This is a genomic window from Streptomyces ardesiacus, assembly GCF_003112575.1.
Classification (GTDB): domain Bacteria; phylum Actinomycetota; class Actinomycetes; order Streptomycetales; family Streptomycetaceae; genus Streptomyces; species Streptomyces ardesiacus.
In genome coordinates this window covers 1,166,746-1,191,651 of the sequence record NZ_BEWC01000002.1, presented here as the reverse complement: position 1 = coordinate 1,191,651, position 24,906 = coordinate 1,166,746, and the positions used below count along the sequence as shown (strand labels likewise).

Here is a 24,906-nt window from a genome sequence, read left to right as displayed (position 1 = left end):
GAGCCGCACCTTACCCGGCGGTACGCCGACGGGGCAGCCCCCTCCCGGCCGCCGGAAGACGGGCGGGAGGGGGCTGCCCCGTCGGGGAACGATCACACAAGCGCCCGCGGACCGGCCGGGACCGTGCGGCCGAGGGCGCCTCAGCGGGTCTCGGCGGGCGCGGTACGGCGGCGGCGCCACCAGACGAACGGGACCACACCGGCGACGGCCAGCCCCTGCGGGGCGACCGTCAGCGCGGCGGCGGCCGAGGACCGGGCCTGGGACTGCAGGCCGTCCTGGTCGAAGGTGTCCGGAACCGGCAGTGTGCTCCAGTGGCCCATCGGCCAGGCGACCACGATGGCGCGGCCGACGACCTCGTCCACCGGGACCATGCCGCCGTTCTTGTCCGACTGGTTGTAGCGCGAGTCCCGGGAATTCTGCCGGTGGTCGCCCATGACCCAGAGCTTGCCCTCGGGCACCGTGACCTTGAACCGTCCGCCCTGGTCGTCGTCCGAGCACGGCGTGTTGCCGGGATAGACGTACGGCTCGTTCAGCGCCTTGCCGTTGACCTTGAGCGGGCCGGTCTTGTTGCACTCGACCGTGTCGCCGGCGACGCCGATGACCCGCTTGATCAGGTCCTTCTCGTCCGCGGACGGCATCAGCCCGATCCAGCTCAGGACGGTCTGCAGCGCGTTCGGCTCGGGCGTCGGCTCACCCGCCAGCCAGTCGGCCGGGTCGTGGAAGACGACGACCTCGCCGCGCTCGGGTTCGGAGCCGAACCAGGGGGTCAGCTTGTCGACCAGGACCCGGTCACCGATCTGCAGGGTGTTCTCCATCGAGGACGACGGGATCGAGAACGCCTGCACCAGGAACGTCTTGATCAGCAGGGCGAGCACCAGCGCAATGCCGATCAGGATCGGCAGTTCCTTCCAGAAGGAGCGCTGCTTCTTCGCCGCGGGAGGTGCCGCGGGCGGCGTCCCGCCGACCCCCTCGTCCTCGGTCCCGCCGTTGTGCCCGTTCCCGCCGCTCTGTCCGTTCGTCACCCTGCCGTCCTCGGTCCCGGAGCCGTACCCGGAGTCCGGGGCGCCGACCGACGCCGGGCCGGCCGTCCCCTCGGGGCGTCCGCGGTTCTCCTCGCCGTCGTGTCCGGACCGTGCGCCAACCGCCACATCCCCCACGCCAACTCCTCACTCTCTGCCGCCGCCTGCCCCGGATACGGCGCAGGCCCACCACTCCCATAACGAGCGGGAGTTCCGCAGGGGTCGGGAGTTCCATCATCGCGTTCGGATCGTAGGGGGCAACCCTATGCGACAGCCCGGGGGCGGCGGTCGAACCGGAGGCCGAGTCGGACACGGACGCGTACGTTTTCGGTTCGTCCAGGGTGGTCCAGTGACCGAACGGCCATGCGATCACCATGGCCCGCCCCACCACCTCGTCCTGGGACACCGTGCCGAAGTCGGTCTCCTGGTGGGCGCGGGAGTCCGCGGAGTTCGACCGGTGGTCGCCCATCACCCACAACCGTCCCTCGGGCACGGTGACGTCGAACGGCGTGCGGGACGGGCTGTCCCCGGGATACAGGTAGTCCTCGTCCAGGGGAACGCCGTTGACGGTGAGGCGTCCCTGTGTGTCGCAGCACTTGACGTGGTCGCCGCCCACGCCGACGACCCGCTTGATGAGGTCCTTCTCGTCGTCGGACGGCAGCAGCCCGATGAAGGCGAGCCCCTCCTTGACCTGTTTGACGACGACGGGGTCGTCCTTCTTGGTGGTCTGCTCGCCCGCCAGCCAGCCACCGGGGTCCCGGAAGACGACGACGTCCCCGCGCTGCGGCTCGGAACCGAACCAGGGGGTGAGCTTGTCCACCAGGACCCGGTCGCCGATCCGGATGGTCTGCTCCATGGAGCCCGACGGGATCACGAAGGCCTGGACGAGGAAGGTCTTGAGCACCAGCGCTATGAGGACCGCGACGCCGACGAGGAGCGGGATCTCCTTGACGGCGCTGCGTCTGCGCCGCCGTTTGACCTTGCGCTGGAGCTTGCGGCGCTCGGCGCGCGAGCGGCCGCCGGACGGCGCGACGGCACGCCGCGAACCGGTGGGCAGCAGGTTCTCCGCGGGGCTGCTGGGCGCTCCCCGCGGCTTGCCCCGGCTACCCATCGCCGTCCCCGGCACGCGCCGCCCCGGCCCCCGCGTGGGCCGGCTCGGTGCCGGTCTCCGCGCCCGGCACGCGCGCGTAGGCGTCGGGACGGTCGAGGTGGGTGGCGTGGCCGAAGGGCCAGACGATCCAGTCGGCGCGGCCGATCACCTTGTCCAGCGGGATCATCCCGCCGCCCGGGGAGCCCAGATGGTCGCGGGAGTCGCTGGAGTCGGCGCGGTGGTCGCCGAGGACGAAGAGGGTGCCGTCGGGGACGACGACGTCGAAGGGGACCGTGGAGGGGCGGTCGCCGGGGTACAGGAACGCCGACTCGTCGACCGGCTGGCCGTTCACCCGGAGCCTCCCCTCCTCGTCGCAGCACACCACGTGGTCGCCGCCCACACCGACAACGCGTTTGATGTAGTCGCCGTGCCCGAAGAGCCCGGTGCCGTCGAAGACGACGATGTCGCCCCGCTGCGGCCGACGGTCGAAACGGTACGCCACCTTGTTTACGAGGACGCGGTCACCGATCCTCAATCCGCGCTCCATCGACCCGCTCGGGATCTGGAACGGCTGCAGCACGAAGGTGCTGAGCAGCAGCAGGAACAGCATCAGGACCAGCAGGGTCACGGTGATCCGGCCGCCCGGCACCCAGTCCGTGATCCGCCCCGCGAACGCGGAACGCGACCGTTCCTCCGGGCCTTCCGGATCCGAGGGCTGCTCGGAGTCGGAGGGAAGGGAGGAGCGGTCGCGCTCCGTGTGCTGTGCTTCGGTGTCCATCGGGGCCAGATGCTATCCGGCCCCGGCACGGACCTCGGAGGGCGCTCAGCTCTCGCGCTTCTCCTTGATCTTCGCGGCCTTGCCGCGCAGCTCGCGCAGGTAGTACAGCTTGGCGCGGCGGACGTCACCCTTGGTGACGAGCTCGATCTTCTCGACGATCGGGGTGTGCACCGGGAAGGTGCGCTCGACGCCGACGGAGAAGGAGACCTTGCGGACCGTGAAGGTCTCGCGCACGCCGGCGCCCTGACGGCGGATGACGACGCCCTTGAACTGCTGCACACGGGAGCGGTTGCCCTCGATGACGCGCACGTGGACGTTGACGGTGTCGCCGGGGCGGAAGGCCGGGACGTCGCTGCGCAGCGACGCGGCGTCGACGGAGTCGAGCAGGTGAGACATTTCGTCTGCTTTCTTCGCCGATGCCACAGGTCATCGACGGAAACTAGGTGTTTCGGAATCAGTGCCGTGCGGGTCGGGACGGGCGTCTTCTCCCCCTGTGGCAGGGGCGCGCTCCGGACGGACGCACAACAGCCGCCTATTCTTCCATGCCCGGGGTCCTGCGCCAAAATCGGCCGTACGGTTCCCCGTCCGGGTCGGGCTGCCAGCCCAGGATGGAGAGCATCTCGCGGTCCTTCTTGTCGAAGGCGGCGGGATCGCACCGTTCGATCAGGTCGGGCCGGTTCTCGGTGGTGCGGCGCAGGGCCTCGTCGCGGCGCCAGCGGGCGATCTTCCCGTGGTGGCCGCTGAGCAGCACGTCGGGAATGCCGCGCCCGCGCCACCGCGGGGGCTTGGTGTGGACGGGGCCCTCCAGCAGGTTGGCCATGGCGCCGAGGGCGAAGGAGTCGTCCCGGTGGGACTCCGCGTTGCCGAGCACGCCGGGCAGCAGCCGGGCCACGGCCTCGGTGACGACCAGGACGGCCGCCTCGCCGCCGGCCAGGACGTAGTCGCCGATGGACACCTCGTACACGGGCATCCGGGTCGCGTACTCGTCGACGACGCGGCGGTCGATGCCCTCGTAGCGGGCGGGCGTGAAGATCAGCCAGGGCCGCTCGGAGAGCTGGACGGCGAGTTCCTGGGTGAAGGGCCGGCCGCTGGGCGTGGGCACGATGAGGGCGGGCTCGCCGGAGCCCGCCTCGTAGCCGTCGGCCAGGACGGTGTCCAGGGCGTCGCCCCACGGCTCGGTCTTCATGACCATGCCCGGGCCGCCGCCGTAGGGGGTGTCGTCGACCGTGTTGTGGCGGTCGTACGTCCACGCGCGCAGGTCGTGCACGTGGACGCCGAGCTGTCCACGCGCGCGTGCCTTGCCGACGAGGGAGACGTTCAGCGGTTCCAGGTACTCGGGGAAGATCGTGACGACGTCGAGCCGCATCAGGCGTCGTCTCCCGGGCCGTCGGCGTCCTCGCGCGCGGAGGCGATCTCGGCCCGGTCGTCGATCAGACCGGGCGGCGGGTCGATGACCGCGCGCTGCTCGTCGAGGTCGATGTCCGTGACGATCTCGGCGACGAACGGCACGTAGACCTCGCTGCCGTCGGGGCGCTCCACCACGAACAGGTCCTGCGTGGGCAGGTGGGAGATCTCGGTGATGCGGCCGACCTCGGTGCCGTCGACGGTCACCACGTCGAGGTCGATCAGTTGGTGGTCGTAGTACTCGTCCTCGTCCTCGGGCCGCTCGTCCGGGTCCACGTCGGCGATCAGGAGGGTGTTGCGCAGCGCCTCGGCCCCGGTTCGGTCGTGGACACCGGCGAAGCGCAGCAGGAGGCGGCCGCTGTGCACCCGGCCGGTCTCGATGGTGAGCGGCCCGGCGGAGGCGGGATCGGTGGCCAGCACGGCACCGGGCCCCAGCCTCAGCTCCGGCTCGTCCGTGCGGACCTCGACGGTCACCTCGCCCTTGATGCCGTGGGCGCGGCCGATGCGCGCGACTACCAACTGCACTGTGCTTGATCTCCTGTCGGAACTGCGACGAGCCCGCACGACGGGCTCATACGACTGCGGGCCGGGGACGGCCCAGTGGCCTTCCCCGGCCCGAGCCGGTGCTGCGCTTGGCGTCAGCGGACGTGGTCCACGTCGACGAGGTCGACACGGACACCCCGGCCGCCGATGGCGCCCACGACGGTGCGCAGGGCGCGTGCGGTGCGGCCGTTGCGGCCGATCACCTTGCCGAGGTCGTCGGGGTGGACCCGGACCTCGAGCACCCGCCCGCGGCGCAGGTTGCGCGAGGCGACCTGCACATCGTCAGGGTTGTCGACGATGCCCTTCACGAGGTGCTCGAGAGCCTCCTCGAGCATGCTCAGGCCTCGGACGCGGAGGACTCGGCGGCGGCCTCGTCCTTCTTGTCGGCCTTCTTCTTCTGGGTGATCGCCTCACCCTTGCCCTCGTCCTCGCCACCGACCGCCTCGAAGGACGGGCGGGCCGCCTTCTCGGCCGGCTGGAGCAGCGGAGCCGGGGCGGGCTCGCCCTTGAACTTCTGCCAGTCGCCGGTCTTCTTCAGGATGGCGAGCACGGGCTCGGTCGGCTGGGCGCCGACACCGAGCCAGTACGCGACACGCTCGGCGTCGACCTCCATCACCGACGGGTTGTACGTCGGGTGGTACTTGCCGATCTCCTCGATGGCCCGGCCGTCACGGCGGGTACGGGAGTCGGCGACGACGATGCGGTAGTGAGGCGAACGGATCTTGCCCAGACGCTTCAGCTTGATCTTGACTGCCACGGGAGTGGGTTCTCCTGGATTTGACGTGGGTGGGCACGGCGAGAGAGCCGCGTGGGGTTGCGGTACCCGAGTGCCCGATGGACGCGTCAGCCGGAGGAGAGAGGGGTCCTGTGCGACTGTCGAGTACAGCTAGCCATTGTGCCACACGTGGGCGGGCCCGCCGGACCGAGGGCACCGGGGCCGCCCCCGCGGGCGGACCGCTCGGCCCCGGACGACGGGCCCGGCCCGGCTGCCACGAGCAGCCGGACCGTCAGCTCACTCCCGCGCCGACCACCTCCGGGATGCGGAACGGCTTGCCGCAGCCGCCGCACATGATCGGCGCCTGGGCCAGCACCGACGGGACGACGCGCACGTTGCGACCGCAGTCGCAGACCGCCTTCACGCGCACCCCTCCCCCGCTGGAGCCGTGGCGGGCGGCCGGACCGCGGAAGCTGCGGGCCGTGTCGGTCGCGGTGGCGGCGGTGTGGGCCTTCAGCGCGCGCTGGAGGCGTTCGATCGTCGGGCGGTAGCGGCGCTTCGCCTCGGGGGTGAGCGTGACCAGGGAGAAGCCGCTGCTGGGATGCGGCTCCTCGGGGTGGTCCAGGCCCAGCTCCTCGGCGATCGCGAGGAATCGGCGGTTGTGGTAGCGCCCCGCGCGGGAGGTGTCGCGTACTCCGCGCGCGGCGGCGATGCCGTGGACTGCCTCGTGAAGCAGTCGCTCGAAGGAGAGCTCGTGTCCGCAGGCGGACGACGACTCTCCGATCAGGGACTCGGGCGCGGCAAGATCGGGCAGCTCGGTGTGGTGCCGCTGAATGTCGGCCCACGCCTGCGCCAGCTCTGCGGCGAGAACAGGTGGTGTCGTGCTCACGTAATGACAACGAGCCGGGGTGCCGCTGTGTTCCTATTCCGGGGCATCCCAAATAATTTGCACGTACCAGTCAGTTGCCGCTGATGCGTCCCGACGAGGGCGGGTGCGCTGATCTGCGGAGAAGCCTCACAGCTCGTACCAAGCCGGTGCGTAGTCCGACGTACGCGCCGGCGCGTACGTGGCGTCCGCGCGCCGGAGTGCGCGCGCCCCGCAAGGGCGCAAGAGGCGTTTCGGTCACTGTCGCGCCGGAGGGACGCCGTCCGAGCGGGCGCGTCGACGGGTGCGACGTTACCGGGTGCGCCCCCGGCGTGCGGCACCGCCCCGCCTCCCCGCACGTGCGGGCACCGCGCGGCGGCCGCCGGGCCGGCCGACCTTGGCCGGAACCGGTCCCTCCGCCCCGCGGCCGCCCACGGTCGTCGCCCAACGACACGATCCGGCCATCCGCCCGAGGACACGGGACGGGGCTACCCGGGTACCACGCGGTCGCCCCCGTGTTGCCGGGAAGTGAAATCTCGCCAGGCTGCCGGGGATCGGGCAGACCGGCCCCCGCCACCACTGGACGCCACGGCGAGCCCGGAGTTACCTGGCATACGGGGGGAGTGCGAGCGCACTGCACGGGGGCCAAGGAATCGGGCACGGCGGCAACACTCGGCGATTGGGGCGCTTTCCTATGACACCTACGCTCGTGCGGCAGCACTCGACTCACGCGGGGACGACACCTCACGTGGACCTGCGGGCACGCGCGCGTGACTGGTCCGAGATTCAGGAGCGGATGCTCGTACCGCTCTACGAGGCCGTCCACGAGCGGCTGGACGTGGGCGGCGACACGCGCGTGCTGGGGCTGGGCTGCGGCTCCGGTCTCGCCCTGCTCATGGCCGCCTCGCGCGGCGCCGCGGTGACCGGGGTCGACTCCCGCTCCCCGGAACTCCTGGCCCTGGCCCGCCGGCGCCTGCTCCCCGGCACCCCCGGGGAACAGTGGGCGGCGCAGGCGCCGCAGTCCCCCGCGACGGCGGGCCCGCACGCGCGCGGCGGCATCCCGCGCATCGTCGAGGGCCCGCCCGAGGACGCGGCGGACCCCACATCACCGCCGTACACCCTGGTGACCGCCTTCGAGCCCACAGGATGCCGCACGGGCGACGCGGAGGAACTCGGCGCCCTGCTCGCCCGGGCGACACCGCTCGCCGCGCGGGGAGCGGCCGTGGTGCTGACCGGCTGGGGACCGCCCGAGCGGTGCGCCACGACCTCGGTGCTGCGGGTGGCCGCCCGGCTCTCCGACCCGCTGCGCGGACCCGGCAGCTGGCGCCCCGCCCTGCGCGACGACCTGGAGGAGGTCGCCCAGCGGGCCGGACTCAGGCCGGACGGCTCGGGACGGGTGGCGTGCCCGTTCGGATACGCCGACACGGGCAGCGCGGTGCGCGGACTGCTGTCGACCGGGCTGTTCGACGCGGCGGTCGCGGCGACCGGCCGGGAACAGGTCGACAAGGAGCTGAGGGAGGCCCTGCACCCCCACCAGCGGCCGGACGGAACGGTGTGGATGCCGAACGTCTTCCGCTACCTCGTCGCCCGGGTGCCCTGACGACCGCTTCCGGTCGAAACGGCGCGGTAAGCGATCGCCGCGTGACGCACTTCTTCCGGTGCGCGTGTGAAGGGTGTGAAGGAGCCACTCCGGGGCCTCCGCGGCGTCTCCTGCTGGATCTTGGGCCTCTACGCTGATCCACCGTTCGGGGGAACAGACACATCCGCATACAGGAGCCTGTAGTGCCGCACCGCACGACCGCACTGCGCCTCGCCGCGCCGGTCGCCGTCCTCGCCCTGGCCCTCACCGCCTGCGGGGGCGGGGACGACGACACCGGCGCCGACGCGAAGAGCCCGGCGACCACCGGAGCCTCGCCCTCGCCCTCCCGGCCGGCCTCGGGCGGCGACATGGCGGCGGGCGAGAGCGCGACGGGGAAGGTCGCGGAGGACCCCGGCGAGGTCACGTACGAGGTGCTGGCCCAGAGGGTCGACGTCGGCACGGAGGCGGAGGCCGCGAAGGCGGTGGCGGACGCCGCGGACGCCAAGGGCAAGGTGCTGGCCACCGCGTACCTCAGGTACACGCACAAGGGCGGTCCCGCGCTGACCGGCGGCTCCGACGTGCACGACGCCGCCACGGTCTTCGCCGACGGACGGCGCGGCGGCGTCCTCGTCGGCGCCCCGGAGGACGCACCGGGCTGTGAGGACCCGTACGACGTGGAGAGCTGGAAGCAGGGCGAGAGCCACGTCTTCTGCGAGACCTACGTGATCCCCGCGGACGCCACCGGCGTCGAGGTCCACTGGTCCGGGGAGGACGGCGAGCCCTGCGTCTGGACGTTCCCCCAGTGACCGGACCGGGGCGGCGTCCCCGGTCGGGGATGCCGCCCCGGTGCTCGGGCACGAACGGGCGTCAGCCCATGAACTTCTTGAACTCGTCCGGCAGTTCGAAGTCCTGACCGCCCTGCTGCGGCAGCCCGAGGCCGCCCGCCGGGCCCCCGCCCTGCGCGGCGGCGGCCCGGCGGGCGGCCTCCTCCTGTTCCTGCTGCTTGCGCTTCATCGGGTTGCCCGAGCGCTGCTTGCCCTTGGCCTTCTTCTGCTGCTTCTTCTGCCGGCCGGGGCCACCGCCCATGCCGGGCATCCCCGGCATCCCGGGCATGCCGCCGCCCTGGGCCATGCGGGACATCATCTTGCGGGCCTCGAAGAACCGCTCGACCAAGTTCTTCACGGCGCTGACCTCGACGCCGGAGCCCTTGGCGATGCGGGCACGGCGCGAGCCGTTGATGATCGTCGGCTCCTGGCGCTCGGCCGGGGTCATCGACTTGATGATGGCGGCCGTGCGGTCGACGTCGCGCTCGTCGAGGTTGTTGATCTGGTCCTTCATCTGGCCCATGCCGGGGAGCATGCCGAGCAGCTTCGAGATGGAGCCCATTTTCCGGACCTGCTCCATCTGGGCCAGGAAGTCGTCCAGGGTGAAGTCCTGGCCCTTCTTGGACGCCAGCTTGGAGGCCATCTTCTCGGCCTCTTCCTGGCTGAACGTCTTCTCAGCCTGCTCGATCAGGGTGAGCAGGTCACCCATGTCGAGGATGCGGGAGGCCATCCGGTCGGGGTGGAAGGCGTCGAAGTCGTCGAGCTTCTCGCCGTTCGACGCGAACATGATCGGCTTGCCGGTCACCGAGGCGATCGACAGGGCCGCGCCACCGCGGGCGTCGCCGTCGAGCTTGGAGAGCACCACGCCGTCGAAGCCGACGCCGTCGCGGAAGGCCTCGGCGGTGTTGACCGCGTCCTGACCGATCATCGCGTCGACGACGAAGAGGATCTCGTCGGGGTGGACCGCGTCGCGGATGTCCGCGGCCTGCTGCATCAGCTCCTGGTCGATGCCCAGGCGGCCGGCGGTGTCGACGATGACCAGGTCGTGCACCTTGGTCCTGGCGAACTCGATGGAGTCCTTGGCGACCTTGACCGGGTCGCCCACCCCGTTGCCCGGCTCGGGGGCGTAGACGGCGACACCGGCGCGCTCGGCGACGACGCTGAGCTGGTTGACGGCGTTGGGGCGCTGGAGGTCACAGGCGACCAGCAGCGGCGAGTGGCCCTGCTCCTTGAGCCAGCGGCCCAGCTTGCCCGCGAGGGTGGTCTTGCCGGCACCCTGCAGACCGGCCAGCATGATCACGGTCGGCGGCTGCTTGGCGAAGCGCAGACGGCGGGTCTCGCCGCCGAGGATGGTGATCAGCTCTTCGTTGACCACCTTGACGATCTGCTGCGCCGGATTGAGCGCCTTGGAGACCTCGGCGCCCAGGGAGCGCTCCTTGACGCGCTTGATGAAGGCGCGGACGACGGGCAGCGCCACGTCGGCCTCGAGCAGCGCGATGCGGATCTCGCGGGCCGTGGCGTCGATGTCCGCCTCGGACAGCCTGCCCTTGCCGCGGAGGTTCTTGAAAGTCGCGCTGAGGCGGTCGGAGAGGGTATCGAACACGGCGGCGTAGGTCCTCGCGTCGGCAGTGGGTGTGGGTCGCCCTCCAGGGTATCCGGCCCGGCAAGCAAATCGTCCCTGCCCGTCGAGGAGAGCGGACGGGACCGGGAGCCGGGGGGCCGGGCCCGTCGGCGCGCGGTCATCCCCGCAGCGACTCCTCCAGCCCCCGCGCCACCGACGCCGCTTCCTCCCCCGGCAGCGGGCCGCCCCCGCCCCGCGTCACGTAGAACGCGTCCACCGCGTTCGCCCCCAGCGTCGACGCGTGCGCGCTGCGCACCCGCACCCCCGCGCCCTCCAGCGCCCGCCCGATGCGGAAGAGCAGTCCCGGCGCGTCCTGCGCCCGGACCTCGATCACCGTGGCCAGCCGGGACGCGGCCGGGGCGACGGTCACGCGGGGCGGGGGCGGCTCCACGCCCCGGCGCCGGGGATGGGCGGCGTCCCGTTCGGCGAGCCGCGCGGCGATGTCCAGGGTGCCGTCCAGGGCCCTGACCAGGTCGGACCGGAGCCGGGCGGCCTGGGGCAGCGAGCCGTACTGCGCGGCGACCCGCCAGTCGAGGAGCAGCACGGAGCCGTCGACGCCGTCCGGCAGCGGAACGGACCGCAGCTCGGCGGTGCGGACGGTCAGGCGGTGCAGGGCCAGGACCCCGGCGACCGCCGGGAGGACGCCCGCCTGGTCGGGAACGGCGATCAGCAGTTCCACGCCGAGCGGCTCGGGACCCGTGCCCGCCGCCGGGCCGTCCTGCTCCGGATCGGCCGACGGCTCGGTCTGCGCCCGCAGCGCCAGGACCGGGCCGCCCGTGCGGAAGGCCTCGACCGCGAGCCGTTCCTGCTCCGCGGTGGGCGCCGCGACGGCGGGTTCGCCCGGCGGGTCGCCGGCCAGCACCGAAGCGGCCCGCTTCACCAGGTCGGCGACGAGCGAGCCGCGCCAGGACGACCAGGCGGCCGGACCGGTGGCCAGCGCGTCCGCCTCGGTCAGGGCGTGCAGCAGCTCCAGCGTCTGCTCCGTGCCGACCGCGTCCGCGACCGCGCGCACGGTGGCCGGGTCGTCGAGGTCGCGCCGGGTGGCGGTCTCCACGAGCAGCAGGTGATGGCGTACGAGGGTGGCGAGGACGCCGGCGTCCGTGCGGTCGAAACCGATGCGGGTGGCGACGTCCCGGGCGATGGTCTCCCCGGCCACGGAGTGGTCGCCGGGCCAGCCCTTGCCGATGTCGTGCAGCAGCGCGGCGACCAGGAGCAGGTCGGGGCGGTGCACGCGGCGGGTGAACCCGGCGGCGCGGACGGCGGTCTCGATCAGGTGCCGGTCGACGGTCCACAGGTGCACGGCGTTGCGCTGCGGACGGCAGCGGACCCGTTCCCAGTCGGGCAGCAGCCGGGTGACCAGGCCCTCGGCCTCCAGCGCCTCCCAGACCTGCACCGTGGGCCGGCCCGAGCCGAGCAGGGTCACCAGTTGCTCGCGGGCCTCGGCGGGCCAGGGCGCGGGCAGGGGGCGCGCGGTGGCCGCCAGGCGCCGGACGGCGTGCAGGGAGAGCGGGAGGCCGGCCTGCGCGGCGGCGGCCGCGGCGCGCAGCGGGAGTACGGGGTCGCGTTCGGGGCGCGCGGTGCGGGCGAGTACCACCTCGCCGTCCTGCTCCACGACGCCCTCGGCGAGGGGGGAGCGCTCGGCGGCCGGTCTGCCGCCGTTCATCAGGGCCCGCAGCCGCGGCCGCACGGAGCGTGCGCGCAGGACGCGCCCCACTTCGCGCCAGGTGACGTCGCCCGCGTAGGAGATGACACGGGCCGCCTCGTACACCTGCCGCAGCAGCGCGTCGGCGTCCAGGAGGCCCAGTGCGGCGGCCACCTCGTCGTGTTCCTGGAGGGCCAGCCGGTCGGTGGCCCGGCCGGTGGCCAGGTGGAGGGCGTCGCGTACGTCGAGCAGCCGGCGCCGGGCGTCGGCGAGGCCCTCGCGCGGGGCGTCGGCGAGCCAGGACGCGGCGACGGCGCGCAGGGCGGTGGCGTCGCGCAGGCCGCCCCGGGCCTCCTTGAGGTCGGGTTCCAGCAGGAACCGCAGTTCGCCCTGGCGTTCGGCGCGCTCGGCGCACAGGTCCCGGAGTTCGGGCAGGCGCCTGGGGGCCTGGTTGCGCCAGTCGGCGAGGGCGGTGGTGCGCAGGGCGGCGGTGAGGCCGAGGTCTCCGGCGAGGTGGCGGGCGTCCAGGAGCCCGAGGTGGACCTTCAGGTCCTCGCCCGCCGTCCTGCGGGCCTGCTGCGGGGTGCGGACGGAGTGGTCGAGGTCGATGCCGAGGTCCCAGACCGGGTACCAGAGGCGGTCGGCGAGGGCGGCGACGGCCTTGTCGTCCCGGCCGTCGTGCAGCAGGAGCAGGTCCAGGTCGCTGCGCGGGGACAGTTCGCCGCGCCCGTAGCCGCCGACCGCGACGAGGGAGACACCCGTGCGGTGTTCGGTGGCCGCGCCGAAGAGGCCGGCCAGCCAGGCGTCGGTCAGTTCGGCCAGTGCCCTGCGGCGCGGCGGCCCGGACCGCGCCCCCTCGGTGAGGAGGCGCAGCCGGGCCGCCGCGTAGCCGCCGGGTTCCGGGCCTTCTGCTCGTCGCGTCACGTCCGTACTCGTCACCCGGCGACTCCTTGTCCGTCCGTCGTGTCAGAGCGCGTCGGGTCCGCGCTCGCCGGTCCTGACCCGTACGGCCGTGTCGACCGGGACCGCCCAGACCTTGCCGTCGCCGATCTTGCCGGTGCGGGCCGCCTTGACGACGACGTCGATGAGCTGCTCGGCGTCGTCGTCCTCGGCCAGGACCTCGATGCGGATCTTGGGCACGAGGTCGACGGTGTACTCGGCACCTCGGTAGACCTCGGTGTGTCCGCGCTGGCGGCCGTAGCCGCTGGCCTCGGTGACGGTCAGGCCGTGGACCCCGAAGGCCTGGAGGGCCTCCTTGATCTCGTCGAGCCGGTGCGGCTTGACGACGGCGGTGATGAGCTTCATGCGTCCACCTTCTTGCTCGGGGCCGACGCGGCCGTGGAGGCGGCCGGTGCGGCGGTCGTCCGGGCGGCACCGCCGCCGGCGCCGCTGAAGTCGTATGCGGTCTCGGCGTGCTCGGCCTGGTCGATGCCCGCCACCTCGACGTCCTCCGGTACCCGCATCCCGATCGTCCTGTCCAGCAGGAGGGCGAGGAGCGCGGAGACGACGAGGGAGTAGGCGAGGACGCCGAAGACGCCGGCGCACTGCTTCCAGAACTGGTCGAGGCCGCCGCCGTAGAAGAGGCCCTGGACGTCGGACTGGCCCTTGCCGCTGGCGAAGAGGCCGACGAGCAGCGAGCCGAGGATGCCGCCGACGAGGTGGACGCCGACCACGTCGAGGGAGTCGTCGTAGCCGAACTTGTACTTCAGGCCGACGGACATGGCGCAGACCACGCCGGCGATGAGCCCGACGGCGATCGCGCCGAGCGGGGAGACGGCGCCGCCCGCCGGGGTGATGGCGACCAGGCCGGAGACGGCGCCGGAGGCCGCGCCGAGGGTGGTGAAGGCGCCGTGCCGGATCTTCTCGTAGGCGAGCCAGCCGAGGATGGCGGCGCCGGTGGCGACCTGGGTGTTGACGAACATCAGGGCGCCGACGCCGTCGTCGTTGCCGAGCCAGGAGCCGGCGTTGAAGCCGAACCAGCCGAACCAGAGCAGACCGGCGCCGAGCATGACCAGCGGGAGGCTGTGCGGGCGCATCGGGTCCTTCTTGAAGCCGACCCGCTTGCCGATGACGAGGATCACGCCGAGGGCGGCCGCACCGGCGTTGATGTGCACGGCGGTACCGCCCGCGAAGTCGATCACGCCGAGTTCGAAGGCCCAGCCGCCGGCGCCCCACACCCAGTGGGCGACGGGGAAGTAGACGATCGTGGCCCACAGGGCGATGAACAGCGCCCAGGCGGTGAACTTCACGCGGTCCGCGAGGGCGCCGCTGATCAGGGCGGGGGTGAGGACGGCGAACATGAGCTGGAAGACCAGGAACACGAAGACGGGGACGGTGTAGCCGTCCCACAGCTCGGTCAGGCCGATGTTGCTGAGGCCGAGCCAGTCGGAGTTCCAGCCCACGAGGCTGCCGGAGTCGGTGCCGAACGCCATGGAGAAGCCGTAGAGCACCCACAGGACGGTGACGATGCCGAGACTGATGAAGCTCATCATCAGCATGTTCAGGGTGCTCTTGACCCGGACCATGCCTCCGTAGAAGAAGGCCAGGGCGGGCGTCATGAGCATCACCAGGGCGGAGCAGATGAGCATGAAGCCTGTGTTGGCGGCGGAGAGCTCGGTCTCTGCCGCGAGCGTGATGGCTGGAGCCATCGGCGTCTCCTCGTCGTTGGTACGGCCCCGTGCGGGCGAAGCCTGGCGGGCGGGCGGTGAGGGGTGGGCCGGTTATGCGCCACGAGACTGGCGCAGCGCGGTTTCGGTGGAGGCCCCTCGTTGTTTCGCCGCCGTGACGAAGGCGCGGTACGTGTTACGCGTGGGTGAACGGCGGTGTCGCGGGCCGGGGCACGGACCGGGTGACGGCGCCCTGCCCACGACGGCCGCGCCCGTCGGTCGAGCGGCCCCCACGGCGAGCGGCCGGGTCCGCGGGAGCGGCGCCGGTTCGGGCGCGGAAAGGGGAGCCGGCCGCGGCGGGCCTCCGAATGACCTGGCATGGGGGAGCCGAGTCGGGCAGTTCGGGAGGGCCGGCCGCGGCCGGGGCTGGTGGAGGTTCAGACCGCTTCGGCGGTCTCCGGCAGCTCGACGGCGAGCCGTTCGGTGAGGTCGACGACCTCACCGAGGTCGCCGAAATCGCGTACGGCCGTGTCGACGGTCTTGCGGATGCGGGTGTTGACGCGTTCGGAGCGGACCTTCTTGGCGATGCCCATGGCCTCCTTGGCGAGGACGGCGCTCTCCTCGGGCTCGCGGCGCAGCAGGTGCACGGTGGCCATGCCGATCAGGTTGAGCGCGTAGGAACGCTGGTGTTCCTCGTCCTTGGCGAACAGCTCTACGGCCCGGCGCATCAGGGGGTCGGCGAGGGAGGCGTAGGTGGGGCTGCGGCCCGCGACGTAGGCGAGGTCGCGGAAGGAGTGGCTGTTCTCGCCGTGCAGCTCGGCCTCGGAGAAGAAGCGGATCCAGTCGGGGTCCGGCTCGTCCCACTCGTCGGCCTCGGCGAAGATGTCCTCGGCCATGCGCACCGCTCGCTTGGTGCGGCCGGGCTGCCCCATGTTGGCGTAGGCGCGGGCCTCCATCGCGTACAGCATCGACTGGGTGCGGGGGCCGGCGCAGTCGCGGCTGCCGTACTGCGCGAGGTGGATCAGTTCCAGGGCGTCCTCGGGCCGGCCGAGGTGGATCATCTGGCGGCTCATGCTGGAGAGGATGTACGAGCCCAGCGGCCGGTCCCCGGCCTCCTTGGCGGCGTGCAGGGCGAGCACGAAGTACTTCTGGGCGGTGGGCTGGAGCCCCACGTCGTACGACATCCAGCCGGCCAGCTCGGCCAGCTCGGCGGCGACCTTGAAGAGCTTGGCGCGGGTGGTCTCCGACTGGGGTTCCTGGAGCAGGTCGGTGACCTCGTGCAGCTGGCCGACGACGGCCTTGCGGCGCAGACCGCCGCCGCACTGGGCGTCCCAGCGGCGGAACATGACGGCCGTGGACTCCAGCAGCTCCAGCTCCGGCCGGGACAGCCTCCCGCGCGCGCGGGAGCCGGGGGCGGCGGCCTCGCGTGCGGCGGACTGGCCGGCGGAGGGGGTGGGGACGAGCCAGCGCTGCATGGGTTCGATGAGGGACGGCCCCGCGGACAGGGCCAGCGAGCTCCCGAGGAAGCCGCGCCGCGCCAGCATGAGGTCGCTGCGCGAGAACTCGCTGAGCAGGGCCACGGTCTGCGGGCCGGTCCAGGGGAGGTCGACGCCGGTCGCGGAGGGCGTGGGCCGGGTGGAGCGCAGACCCAGGTCCTCGACGGAGACGACGACGCCGAAACGCTCGGAGAACAGCTCGGACAGGATCCGCGGGATGGGCTCGCGCGGGTTCTCCCCGTCGAGCCAGCGGCGCACGCGCGAGGTGTCGGTGGAGATGTGGTTGGCGCCGAGCTGGCGGGCCCGGCGGTTGACCTGGCGGGCCAGCTCGCCCTTGGACCAGCCGCTGCGGGCGAACCAGGACGTGAGCAGCTCGTTCGGGCGCTTGTCGGGGTGCGACGCGCTCCCCGCGCTCGTACCGCTGCCGCCGTTGCCACTCACTGGAACGCCCCCATTCCTGAGACCACCTGTCGCCGAGTGCGCCAAGCCCTGCCAGGATGCCGGTGGTCGCGGCGCCCCGTCCGGTGATTGCCACCCTTCGAACGGAGAACCGGGTTGCCTCCGGCATACCCACACGTGCATGTGCCCCAAGGCTCCATGCACTCAAAGTAGTCCCGCGATCACTCGTTCAGCCATGGCGATTACGGAATCGCCACCATTCGCCACCCCTTCGAATGAACTCAGTGCGGCCGGGACGCGATTCACTTGACACACGCCACTCTGGAGTCGGTGCAACGGTGCACACCGGGGCGTGCGCGTCCGGACGCACTACCCGGCGCGCTTCCGGACGCTGTCTGAATCGCTCGGGACTGGGGAGTGGGAAGCAGAGAGTCACGTTTCGCGTCCGCTGCGTAACCGCCGCCGCGCCGGACCCGTTGGAGGGGGCATGGGCTTCACGATCGGCATCGGCAGCAGTCGGGGCATGCGCGAGATCCGGTCCGGTGCGCGCCGCCGCGGCCGCGCCTCGGAGTGCACCGTTGTGGCCGAGTTCACCGGGCTGTGGGGCTGGGACGTGGTCCCGGGCGCCCGGACCGCCGCGGGCGCCTGCTCGTGCGGCCTGCCCGACTGCCCGGCACCGGGCGCGCATCCCCTGGACTTCGCGCCCGAGGTTCCCGCCGGTGCACGGCTCGACGAGGCGAGCGAGGCGTGGGGGCGGTATCCCGGCGCGGCGGTGATGCTGGCGGTCGGGCGGACCTTCGACGTGATCGAGGTGGCCGAGCCCGCCGGCCTGCGGGCGCTGGCCCGGCTGGAGCGCATGGGCCTCCCGCTCGGCCCGGTCGCGGCGACGCCGCAGGGCCGCGCCCAGTTCTTCGTCGCGCCGGGCGCCGCCGCCGAGCTGCCCCGGCTGCTGTACCGCATGGGCTGGGACGATCCGTCCGCCCTCGACCTGCGCGCCCTCGGCCCGGGTACGTACATCACGGCGCCGCCCTCCGACCGCGGCGGCCGGGGCCCGGTGCGCTGGCTGCGGCCCCCGGCCCTCGACTCGGCCACGCGGCCGCCGGCGGCCCGGCTGCTCCTGGGGACGCTGGCCTACCTGGCCCACCGGTCCCGGGCGTAGCCCTCCGGCTCCGGGGACACCCCCGGCACGGCGAAGCGCCCGCCCCCCGGTCCGGGAGGCGGGCGCTTCTCACGCGTGCGTGCGCGAGGCGCCGCAGGCTGCGTCACTCGCCGATGAGGGCGTCCACGAAGGCCGCGGGCTCGAACGGCGCCAGGTCGTCCGCGCCCTCGCCGAGCCCGATCAGCTTGACCGGCACGCCCAGTTCGCGCTGCACGGCGACCACGATGCCGCCCTTGGCCGTGCCGTCCAGCTTGGTGAGCACGATGCCCGTGATGTCCACGACCTCGGCGAAGACCCGGGCCTGGATCAGCCCGTTCTGGCCCGTGGTGGCGTCGAGCACGAGCAGCACCTCGTCCAGCGGCGCGTGCTTCTCCACGACGCGCTTGACCTTGCCCAGCTCGTCCATGAGGCCGGTCTTGGTGTGCAGGCGGCCGGCGGTGTCGATGAGCACGACGTCCGAACCCAGCTCCTTGCCCTCCTTGACCGCGTCGAAGGCCACGGACGCCGGGTCGCCGGCCTCCGGCCCGCGCACGGTGTGGGCGCCGACGCGCTCGCCCCAGGTCTGGAGCTGGTCGGCGGCGGCGGCGCGGAAGGTGTCGGCGGCACCGAGGACGACGCTGCGGCCGTCGGCGACCAGGACACGGGCGAGCTTGCCGGTGGTGGTGGTCTTGCCGGTGCCGTTGACCCCGACGACCATCACGATGCCGGGCCTGCCGGTGGCGGGTTCGGTCTTGACCTCGCGGTCCATGTCGGGGCCGACGAGGTTGATCAGCTCCTCGCGCAGCAGTCCGCGCAGCTCCTCGGGGGTGCGGGTGCCGAGCACCTTCACCCGCTCGCGCAACCGCTCGACCAGCTCCTGGGTGGGCTGCACGCCGACGTCGGCGGTGAGCAGCGTGTCCTCGATCTCCTCCCAGGTGTCCTCGTCGAGGTGCTCCCGGGACAGCAGGGTCAGCAGTCCCTTGCCGAGCGCGTTCTGCGAGCGGGAGAGGCGGGCACGGAGCCGGACCAGACGGCCGGCGGTGGGCTCGGGAACCTCGATCTGCGGGATCTCGAGCTCTTCGACGACGGGCGGCTCCTCGACGGTGGCGGTGCCGCCGTCCGGGAGGTCGACCTCCTCTATCGTCCGGCGCGTTTCGTCGCGCGGCGTCTCGGCCTCTTCGCCGACGTGCGGCTCGGCCGGAGGGGCGGTGATGTCGGGCGTCGCGGGCGGCGGCGGAGGCAGCTGCTTCTTGCGGCGGCTGCCGACCACCAGCCCGCCGAGCGCGCCGATCACGACCACGGCGATGACTACAGCAAGGATGACGATTTCCATAACGCGTCCAGTATGCGTGACCCCCGGCACGGGTCCCGGCTGTCGGCTCCTTGTGGTTTCGTCCGAAGGACAAAGGGCCCTGGAAGGAACGAGTCGGATCAAAGTACGATGGAAGAGGATGCGTCAACGCGCGTAGAGTCCCGACCGTCCCCTCTCCCCCACGATCGAGGCACGGACCCCCCACATGAGCAAGACCGCCGAGAACGAAGGCGCCCTGGAAACCCGCGGCATCGAGCAGGTGCCCGACCACGAGCGCACCGCCCGGATCCGCGACCTGTTCCCGACCTGGGTCGGCGCCAACATCAGCGTGCTGCTGCTCACGATGGGCGCGAGCCTCGTCGTGGCGTACGGGCTCAACTTCTGGCAGGCCCTGGTCGTCGCGGCCGCGGCGCCCGTCGTGTCGTACGGCCTGGTGGGCCTGATCGGCATCGCCGGCAAGCGGGGCGGTGCGCCCGGCATGGCGCTCTCCCGCGCGGTGTTCGGGCAGCGGGGCAATCTGCTGCCGGGCTCGCTGATCTGGGTCGCCCGCTGGGGCTGGGAGACGATCAACGCGGTGACCGGCGCGTACGCCCTGCTCACCGTGCTGGACATCGTGTTCGGCATACGCGCGAACAGCGTGCTGGACATGGTGACGCTGCTCGCCTTCGTCGTGGCGACGTTCGCGATCTCGGGACTGGGCATCAACGCCGTGCAGAAGTGCAACAAGTACGCGACGTACCTCTTCGGCGCCTTCTCCGTGCTCGTGCTGGGCTACCTGGTCGTGGACACGGACTGGTCCGCGGTCTTCGGCCGGTCGGCCGGCTCGGTGGCCGCGATGATCACGGGCGTGGGTCTGATCGCGGCCGGCGGGGTCAGCTGGATCCCCTCCGCTCCCGACTTCACCCGCTACCTGCCGCGCACGGCGTCCTCGAAGGGGCTCGTGGGCGTCACGGTCGGCGGGGCCGGCATCGTCGTGCTGCCCATGGTCCTGATGGGCATGATCATGGCCGTCTCCACGCCGGACCTGGCCTCGGCCGCCGACCCGGTCTCCTTCCTCGGCGAGATCCTGCCCACCTGGATCGCGGTGCCGTACCTGCTGATCGCGCTGATCGGCATGCTGCTGATCAACTCGATGTCGATGTACTCGGCCGGCTTCACCGCGCAGACCCTGGGCTTCAAGGTCCCGCGGCACTGGGCGGTCTCGGTCAACGCCGTGATCTCGCTGGTCTTCGGCGGCGTGCTGATGCTGGTGGCGACCAGCTTCATGGGCTCCTTCATCGCCTTCCTGTCGCTGCTCGCGGTCGCCTTCTCCGCCTGGGTCGGCGTCTTCGGCGCGGACCTGCTGCGCGGCCGGGAGTACGACGGCGCGGCCCTCGCCGACACCGGCCGCACCAGCGCCTACTGGTACCGGGGCGGCTTCTCCCCCGCCGCCGTCGCCGCCTGGGCGGTGGGCCTGGCCGCCGGTCTGATGTTCACCACGTCCGACTGGTTCACCGGCCCGCTCGCGGCGAACAACGTCGTCGGCGAGTACGGCCTGGGCTGGGTGGCCACGGTGGTGATCTCCGGTCTGCTGTACGTCGTGCTGCCGAAGCCCTCGGCGGTCGTCCCGGAGCGCCCCGCCGAGCCGGCGGAACGAGCCGGGACCGTGACCGTCTGAGGCCCCGCGGGCACCCCGTCCGGGGGGCTACGGGCGGGTCAGCGCGAGGACGACGTTGTGCCCGCCGAAGCCGAAGGAGTGGCTGACCGCGGCGCGGACCTCCTGGCGGCGGGGCTGCTTCACGACGCAGTCGAGGTCGAACCCGGGCGCGGGAGCCTCCAGGTTGGCGACCGGCGGGACGCGGCGGTGCTGCAGGGTCAGCACGGTCAGCGCGGCCTCGATCCCCCCGGCGGCGCCGAGGCTGTGCCCGAGGACCCCCTTGGCCGCGGTGACGCTGGGCCGGTGCGGCAGGACCCGCGCGATCAGGTCGGCCTCGGCGGCGTCGTTGAGCGGCGTGGAGGTGCCGTGGGCGTTGACGTGGTCGACGTCGTGCGGGGCGAGCCCGGCCTCGGCGAGCGCGGTGCGCAGGGCCGCCTCCGCTCCCCGCCCGTCCGGGGACGGCGCGGTGGGGTGGTGGGCGTCGGAGGTGCTGCCGCAGCCCGCGAGCAGGGCGCGGGGCGGCTTGCCGCGGGCCGCGGCGTCGGCGGCGCGTTCGAGGACCAGCACCCCGGCGCCCTCCCCCACGACGAAGCCGTCGCGGTCGGCGGCGAACGGCCGGGACGCCTCCGCGGGCGCGGCGCGGCGTTCGGAGAGGGCACCCATGCGCCAGAAGCCGGTGGTGGACAGCCGGCTGACGCCCGCTTCGACGCCGCCGGCCACGGCCACGTCGCACAGGCCGGCCGCCAGCAGGTCACGGGCCAGCGCGAGGGCCGTCGCCCCGGAGGCGCAGGCGGTGGCGGGGGCGAGGCCGATGCCCCGGGCCCCGAGGTCGATGGAGACCTCGCCGGTGCCGAGGTTGGGCAGGACCAGGGGGATGGCGAGGGGCGAGACGAAGTCGGGGCCGCGCTCCTCCAGGCGCCTGCCCTGCTCCTCCCACTTGTCCACGCAGCCCATGCCGCAGCCGAGGATCGTGGCGACGCGGGCGCCGTCCCAGTCGGCGGGCCGGTGACCGGCGTCGCGCACGGCCTCCCGGGCGGCGAGGACGGCGAGCTTCGCGGAGCGCCCCATGCGCCACGAGCGGCGTCCGACCCGCCGGTCCAGTTCCTCCTCGCTCAGCGGGACCCGGCAGGAGAAGTCGACGGGCAGGCCGGTGAGGAGGGGGTCCGGGGCGGCGGTGCCGGTTCCCGCGCACACCGCTTCCCAGGTCGCCTCCGCTCCCTCTCCGCCGGGGGTGACCAGGCCCAGCCCGGTGATCGCGACGGGGGTGCGGACGGTCACGGCGTGGTCACCGACTGGGCGCGCAGGGTGTCGAGGTGCTCGGTCACCTGGGCGAGGGTGGTGGCCCGGGTGGCGTGCTCCTCGTCGACCCGCACCTCCAGGCGTTCCTGGAGGATGAGCGCGAACTCGGCCAGGGCGAGCGAGTCGAGTTCGAGCTGTTCGAGGGTGCGCTCGGGGCTGATCTCGTCGTCGGGGATCCGGAACGTCGTGGTCAGCACGGAACGGATCACGTCGTAGGTGTCGGTCATGGGCGGGCGGTTCCCTTCTCGGTGCCGGGTGCGGCGGGGTGGGCGGGCGCGGGCGGAGGCTCCGGCCCGGCTGGGCCGGGCGGGCTCGAAGGGGCGGGCAGGAGACGGGCGAGGGTGCCGGCGCCGGCGGCGGGGCGGCCGGCGGCCTCGAACGCCTCGCGGATGCCGTCGGCGAAGCCGAGCGGCGGGGTGAACCCGAGACCGGTGCGGGCGGCGGTCAGGTCGAACCAGTGCGGGTGCACCAGTTCGGCGACCAGGAACCGGCTGAGGCCGTGCGTGCCGGTGGCGCCCCGCAGCCGGTCCGCCGTCTCGCGGGCGGCAGCGGCGGCGTGGGCGAGTGGGGCGGGCACCGGCCGCCAGGTGGCGCGGACTCCGGCGGCGGCGAGCAGCAGGCCGACGGTGTCGCGCAGGGGCAGCGGCTCGCCCTGGGCGACGAAGTAGGCCCGCCCGCCGACCGGGCACCCCCGGTGGAGCCGGTCGAGGGCGAGCAGGTGGGCGTGGGCGGCGGTGCGGACGTGGGTGGTGTCGACGAGGTTGGCCCCGTCGCCCGGCATGACGAGGCGTCCCCGGCGGACGGCGCGGGTCAGGGCGGGCAGGAAGTGCGGGTCGCCCGGCCCCCAGACGAGGTGCGGGCGCAGGGCGAGGGTGGCGAGTCCGCCGGAGCCGTGGGCATCGAGGACCAGTGCCTCCGCGACGGCCTTGGTGTGCGGGTAGGCGGCCAGGTACCGGCGCGGGCGGGGCAGCCGCTCGTCGGCGTTCTCCAGGCCCCCGGGCCGGAAGACGACGCTGGCGGTCGAGGTGTGGACGAGGGTGCGCACGCCGTGCCGGCGGCACCGGTCGAGCACCGTACGGGTGCCGTCGACGTTGGTGCGCCAGTAGGGCGCCGCCGGACCGCCCGCTCCCGCGAGGGCGGCGTTGTGGACAACGGCGTCGCACCCGGCGAGCGCGCGGTCGACGGCGGCCGGATCGGTGAGGTCGCCGTGGACCTGGAGTACGCCGAGCCGCGTCAGCGCGGCGCCGGGTCGGCGGCTGAGGGAGACGGTCTCGGTACCGCGGGCGGTGAGTTGCCGGCAGATCTCGGTGCCGAGGAAGCCGCTGCCGCCGGTGACGAGGACCCGGGCGGGGGCCGGTGCGCTCACCGCGGCCTCCGCAGGCGCCGGGTGGCCCAGTCGGCCAGCCGCTCGCGGTTGATCTTGGAGTTGTGCCGGATGTCCGTCGGGAACCCCGGGTGGACCAGGACCGCGGTGACGTGCCGTCCGTCGGGACGCCGGTCGAGCAGTTCGCGCACCGCCGCGACCACCGCCGGGCGTCCGGGCCCCCGCGCGGCCAGCTCGACGCACAGCACGGCGCGCTGCCGGCCCGGGTCCCCGACCCCGACGAGGGCGCTGCGGCGCACGCCGGGCACGGTGTCGGCGGCGGCCTCGACGTCCTCGGTGGTCAGGACGTGGTCGGTGCCGAGGACGCGGTGGCTGCGGCGGCCGTGGAACCAGATGCGGCCCTCCGCGTCGATGGTCCCCATGTCCCCGGTCCGGTGCTGGACGCCCTGGTCGGTGACGGTCTTGGTGGCCGCGGTGACCTCGGGACGCGCGTGGTAGGCCGGGCTGACGTTGCCGCCGGTGACGGCGATCTCGCCGACGCCGTCGGGACCGGCGTCCAGGATCGTGGCGACGACGCCGTCGAGGGGCCGGCCCACGCACGTGCCGGGGCCGGGTGCGCGGGCGTCGGCGGTGCTGACGGCGCTCACCGGCAGGCATTCGGTGGCCCCGTAGGCGCTGAGCACCTCGGCGTCCGGCCGCAGCACCGCGTGCAGGGCATCGGCGAGTGCGGCGCGCAGCGGGGCGCCGAAGGAGATCACGCGGTCGACGCGGCGCAGGGTGAGGCGCCGGCGCGCGCAGTGCTCGGCCAGCAGCCCGAGGACGGCGGGCGAGCCGACCACCACGTCCGTCCGGTTCTCCAGGAGCGGGCGGACCAGGCGTCCGGGCGGGGTGCGGGCCGGGGCGCGGTGGTTGACCGCGGGCGCGACGGTGGTGTGCCCGAGCACCGGTCCGAGCAGCACGACGGGGAGGAACCCGGCGAACAGCGTGCCGTCGGTGCCGACCAGGCGGGCCAGCGTCTCGGCCTGCCCCGCCAGGGTGCCGTGGTGGTATTCGGCGCCCTTGGGGACGCCGGTCGAGCCGGAGGTGAAGGCGATCAGCGCGAGGTCGTCCGGCGCCGGGGGCCGGGGGTTGCGCGTCGGCGGGCCGGAGGGCTCCACGCCCCGCCGGGCGCGTGGCACGGGCAGGCGCCGCCGCAGCCCCGGGACGGCCGCCCCGGTGACGACGGCCGTCCGCACGTGTCCCCGGGCCCAGCCCAGCGCCGTACGGCCCAGATGGGCGAGCGGTTGTCCGACGAACGCCTCGGGCGCCACCTCGTCCAGGCACTGCCGCAGGTCGGCGCGGGGCAGGCCGGGGTCGACCAGGACCGGGACCGCTCCGATCGCGAGCAGCCCGTGGACGGTGGTGAACAGGTGGTAGGGGTCGCCGGTCATGGTCACGGCCTTGTGGCCGCGGCGCACCCCGGCCCGTTCGAAGGCCCCGGCCGCCTCCCGGCACCCCGCGACGAGCCGGGCGAACGTGACGGCCCGGCCCGGCCCGTCACGGCGGCCGAGGACGAGGGCGGTGTCGTGCGGGCGCTCCGCGGCGAGCTGTTCGAGCCGGGCGTGGAGGTGTGCCAT

The 24,906-nt window shown here is 73.4% G+C and carries 22 protein-coding genes and 1 pseudogene; 4 read left to right on the top strand and 19 right to left on the bottom strand.

The genetic code is table 11. The features are described 5' to 3' along the window. Nucleotides 1-140: 140 nt before the first annotated feature. The 9 genes and pseudogenes from lepB (Sdi02f_RS12455) to Sdi02f_RS12415 form a co-directional block, all read right to left on the bottom strand. On the bottom strand, nucleotides 141-1,157 hold the full coding sequence (gene lepB / locus Sdi02f_RS12455) for a signal peptidase I (protein WP_030402303.1): 1,017 nt from the start codon (nucleotides 1,155-1,157) through the stop codon (nucleotides 141-143). Continuing rightward, nucleotides 1,048-2,130, bottom strand: a pseudogene (lepB, locus tag Sdi02f_RS12450) (signal peptidase I); the annotation flags it as partial. The pseudogene lepB (Sdi02f_RS12450) and the gene lepB (Sdi02f_RS12455), both read right to left, overlap by 110 nt. Continuing rightward, a complete protein-coding gene (gene lepB / locus Sdi02f_RS12445; RefSeq protein ID WP_031086320.1) occupies nucleotides 2,123-2,887 on the bottom strand; it encodes a signal peptidase I in 765 nt (254 codons plus the stop codon). The gene lepB (Sdi02f_RS12445) and the pseudogene lepB (Sdi02f_RS12450), both read right to left, overlap by 8 nt. Before the next feature lie 45 nt (nucleotides 2,888-2,932). Then, nucleotides 2,933-3,283: a 50S ribosomal protein L19 gene (gene rplS, locus Sdi02f_RS12440; RefSeq protein ID WP_007444857.1), complete on the bottom strand. Its 351-nt coding sequence runs from the start codon at nucleotides 3,281-3,283 to the stop codon at nucleotides 2,933-2,935. 136 nt (nucleotides 3,284-3,419) lie between these two features. After that, nucleotides 3,420-4,253, bottom strand: a complete 834-nt coding sequence (gene trmD, locus Sdi02f_RS12435) for a tRNA (guanosine(37)-N1)-methyltransferase TrmD (RefSeq protein ID WP_030402305.1) — start codon at nucleotides 4,251-4,253, stop codon at nucleotides 3,420-3,422. Continuing rightward, a complete protein-coding gene (gene rimM / locus Sdi02f_RS12430; RefSeq protein ID WP_031086318.1) occupies nucleotides 4,253-4,816 on the bottom strand; it encodes a ribosome maturation factor RimM in 564 nt (187 codons plus the stop codon). Before rimM ends, trmD begins: the two co-directional genes overlap by 1 nt. Before the next feature lie 113 nt (nucleotides 4,817-4,929). Next, nucleotides 4,930-5,169 (bottom strand): RNA-binding protein, encoded by a 240-nt coding sequence (locus tag Sdi02f_RS12425; RefSeq protein ID WP_003973401.1) that lies wholly within the window; start codon nucleotides 5,167-5,169, stop codon nucleotides 4,930-4,932. Between the two features lie 2 nt (nucleotides 5,170-5,171). Then, on the bottom strand, nucleotides 5,172-5,591 hold the full coding sequence (rpsP, locus tag Sdi02f_RS12420; RefSeq protein ID WP_030402307.1) for a 30S ribosomal protein S16: 420 nt from the start codon (nucleotides 5,589-5,591) through the stop codon (nucleotides 5,172-5,174). 250 nt (nucleotides 5,592-5,841) lie between these two features. After that, complete coding sequence (locus Sdi02f_RS12415) at nucleotides 5,842-6,438, bottom strand: hypothetical protein (RefSeq protein ID WP_030188620.1); 597 nt, start codon at nucleotides 6,436-6,438, stop codon at nucleotides 5,842-5,844. 670 nt (nucleotides 6,439-7,108) lie between these two features. Between Sdi02f_RS12415 and Sdi02f_RS12410 the strand changes: the two genes are divergently transcribed. Then, nucleotides 7,109-8,014, top strand: coding sequence for a class I SAM-dependent methyltransferase (locus Sdi02f_RS12410; RefSeq protein WP_108933236.1), 906 nt, complete (start codon nucleotides 7,109-7,111; stop codon nucleotides 8,012-8,014). Nucleotides 8,015-8,196: 182 nt separating this feature from the next. Next, a complete protein-coding gene (locus tag Sdi02f_RS12405) occupies nucleotides 8,197-8,799 on the top strand; it encodes a hypothetical protein (protein WP_108933235.1) in 603 nt (200 codons plus the stop codon). 61 nt (nucleotides 8,800-8,860) lie between these two features. Here the strand turns inward: Sdi02f_RS12405 and ffh are convergent, their stop codons facing one another. From ffh to nsdA, 5 genes are all read right to left on the bottom strand, one after another. Next, on the bottom strand, nucleotides 8,861-10,420 hold the full coding sequence (ffh, locus tag Sdi02f_RS12400; RefSeq protein WP_108933234.1) for a signal recognition particle protein: 1,560 nt from the start codon (nucleotides 10,418-10,420) through the stop codon (nucleotides 8,861-8,863). Nucleotides 10,421-10,556: 136 nt separating this feature from the next. Next, nucleotides 10,557-13,019 carry a [protein-PII] uridylyltransferase gene (locus Sdi02f_RS12395; protein WP_053637698.1) on the bottom strand — a complete coding sequence of 821 codons (2,463 nt, stop codon included), beginning with the start codon at nucleotides 13,017-13,019 and terminating at the stop codon, nucleotides 10,557-10,559. Between the two features lie 27 nt (nucleotides 13,020-13,046). Beyond that, a complete protein-coding gene (locus Sdi02f_RS12390; protein ID WP_030402312.1) occupies nucleotides 13,047-13,385 on the bottom strand; it encodes a P-II family nitrogen regulator in 339 nt (112 codons plus the stop codon). Continuing rightward, complete coding sequence (locus tag Sdi02f_RS12385) at nucleotides 13,382-14,728, bottom strand: ammonium transporter (RefSeq protein ID WP_108933233.1); 1,347 nt, start codon at nucleotides 14,726-14,728, stop codon at nucleotides 13,382-13,384. Before Sdi02f_RS12385 ends, Sdi02f_RS12390 begins: the two co-directional genes overlap by 4 nt. A 395-nt stretch (nucleotides 14,729-15,123) precedes the next feature. Next, on the bottom strand, nucleotides 15,124-16,623 hold the full coding sequence (nsdA, locus tag Sdi02f_RS12380; protein ID WP_030402314.1) for a transcriptional repressor NsdA: 1,500 nt from the start codon (nucleotides 16,621-16,623) through the stop codon (nucleotides 15,124-15,126). 445 nt (nucleotides 16,624-17,068) lie between these two features. Between nsdA and Sdi02f_RS12375 the strand changes: the two genes are divergently transcribed. After that, a complete protein-coding gene (locus tag Sdi02f_RS12375; protein WP_030402315.1) occupies nucleotides 17,069-17,740 on the top strand; it encodes a bifunctional DNA primase/polymerase in 672 nt (223 codons plus the stop codon). A gap of 103 nt (nucleotides 17,741-17,843) precedes the next feature. Here Sdi02f_RS12375 and ftsY read toward each other — a convergent pair whose 3' ends face one another. Beyond that, nucleotides 17,844-19,052 carry a signal recognition particle-docking protein FtsY gene (ftsY, locus tag Sdi02f_RS12370; protein WP_030402316.1) on the bottom strand — a complete coding sequence of 403 codons (1,209 nt, stop codon included), beginning with the start codon at nucleotides 19,050-19,052 and terminating at the stop codon, nucleotides 17,844-17,846. A 184-nt stretch (nucleotides 19,053-19,236) separates the two neighbouring features. On the opposite strand from ftsY, the gene Sdi02f_RS12365 reads away from it, so the two are divergent. Next, nucleotides 19,237-20,688: a cytosine permease gene (locus tag Sdi02f_RS12365; protein WP_108933232.1), complete on the top strand. Its 1,452-nt coding sequence runs from the start codon at nucleotides 19,237-19,239 to the stop codon at nucleotides 20,686-20,688. Nucleotides 20,689-20,715: 27 nt separating this feature from the next. On the opposite strand, the gene Sdi02f_RS12360 is transcribed toward Sdi02f_RS12365, so the two are convergent. From Sdi02f_RS12360 to Sdi02f_RS12345, 4 genes are read right to left on the bottom strand one after another with little or no spacing between them, the layout of a single operon-like run. Continuing rightward, complete coding sequence (locus Sdi02f_RS12360) at nucleotides 20,716-21,945, bottom strand: beta-ketoacyl-[acyl-carrier-protein] synthase family protein (protein WP_055469397.1); 1,230 nt, start codon at nucleotides 21,943-21,945, stop codon at nucleotides 20,716-20,718. Continuing rightward, a complete protein-coding gene (locus Sdi02f_RS12355) occupies nucleotides 21,942-22,193 on the bottom strand; it encodes an acyl carrier protein (RefSeq protein WP_030402319.1) in 252 nt (83 codons plus the stop codon). Before Sdi02f_RS12355 ends, Sdi02f_RS12360 begins: the two co-directional genes overlap by 4 nt. Next, on the bottom strand, nucleotides 22,190-23,332 hold the full coding sequence (locus Sdi02f_RS12350; protein ID WP_063836440.1) for an NAD-dependent epimerase/dehydratase family protein: 1,143 nt from the start codon (nucleotides 23,330-23,332) through the stop codon (nucleotides 22,190-22,192). The genes Sdi02f_RS12355 and Sdi02f_RS12350 overlap by 4 nt, the downstream gene beginning before the upstream one ends. Beyond that, nucleotides 23,329-24,906 carry an AMP-binding protein gene (locus Sdi02f_RS12345; protein ID WP_108933231.1) on the bottom strand — a complete coding sequence of 526 codons (1,578 nt, stop codon included), beginning with the start codon at nucleotides 24,904-24,906 and terminating at the stop codon, nucleotides 23,329-23,331. The genes Sdi02f_RS12350 and Sdi02f_RS12345 overlap by 4 nt, the downstream gene beginning before the upstream one ends.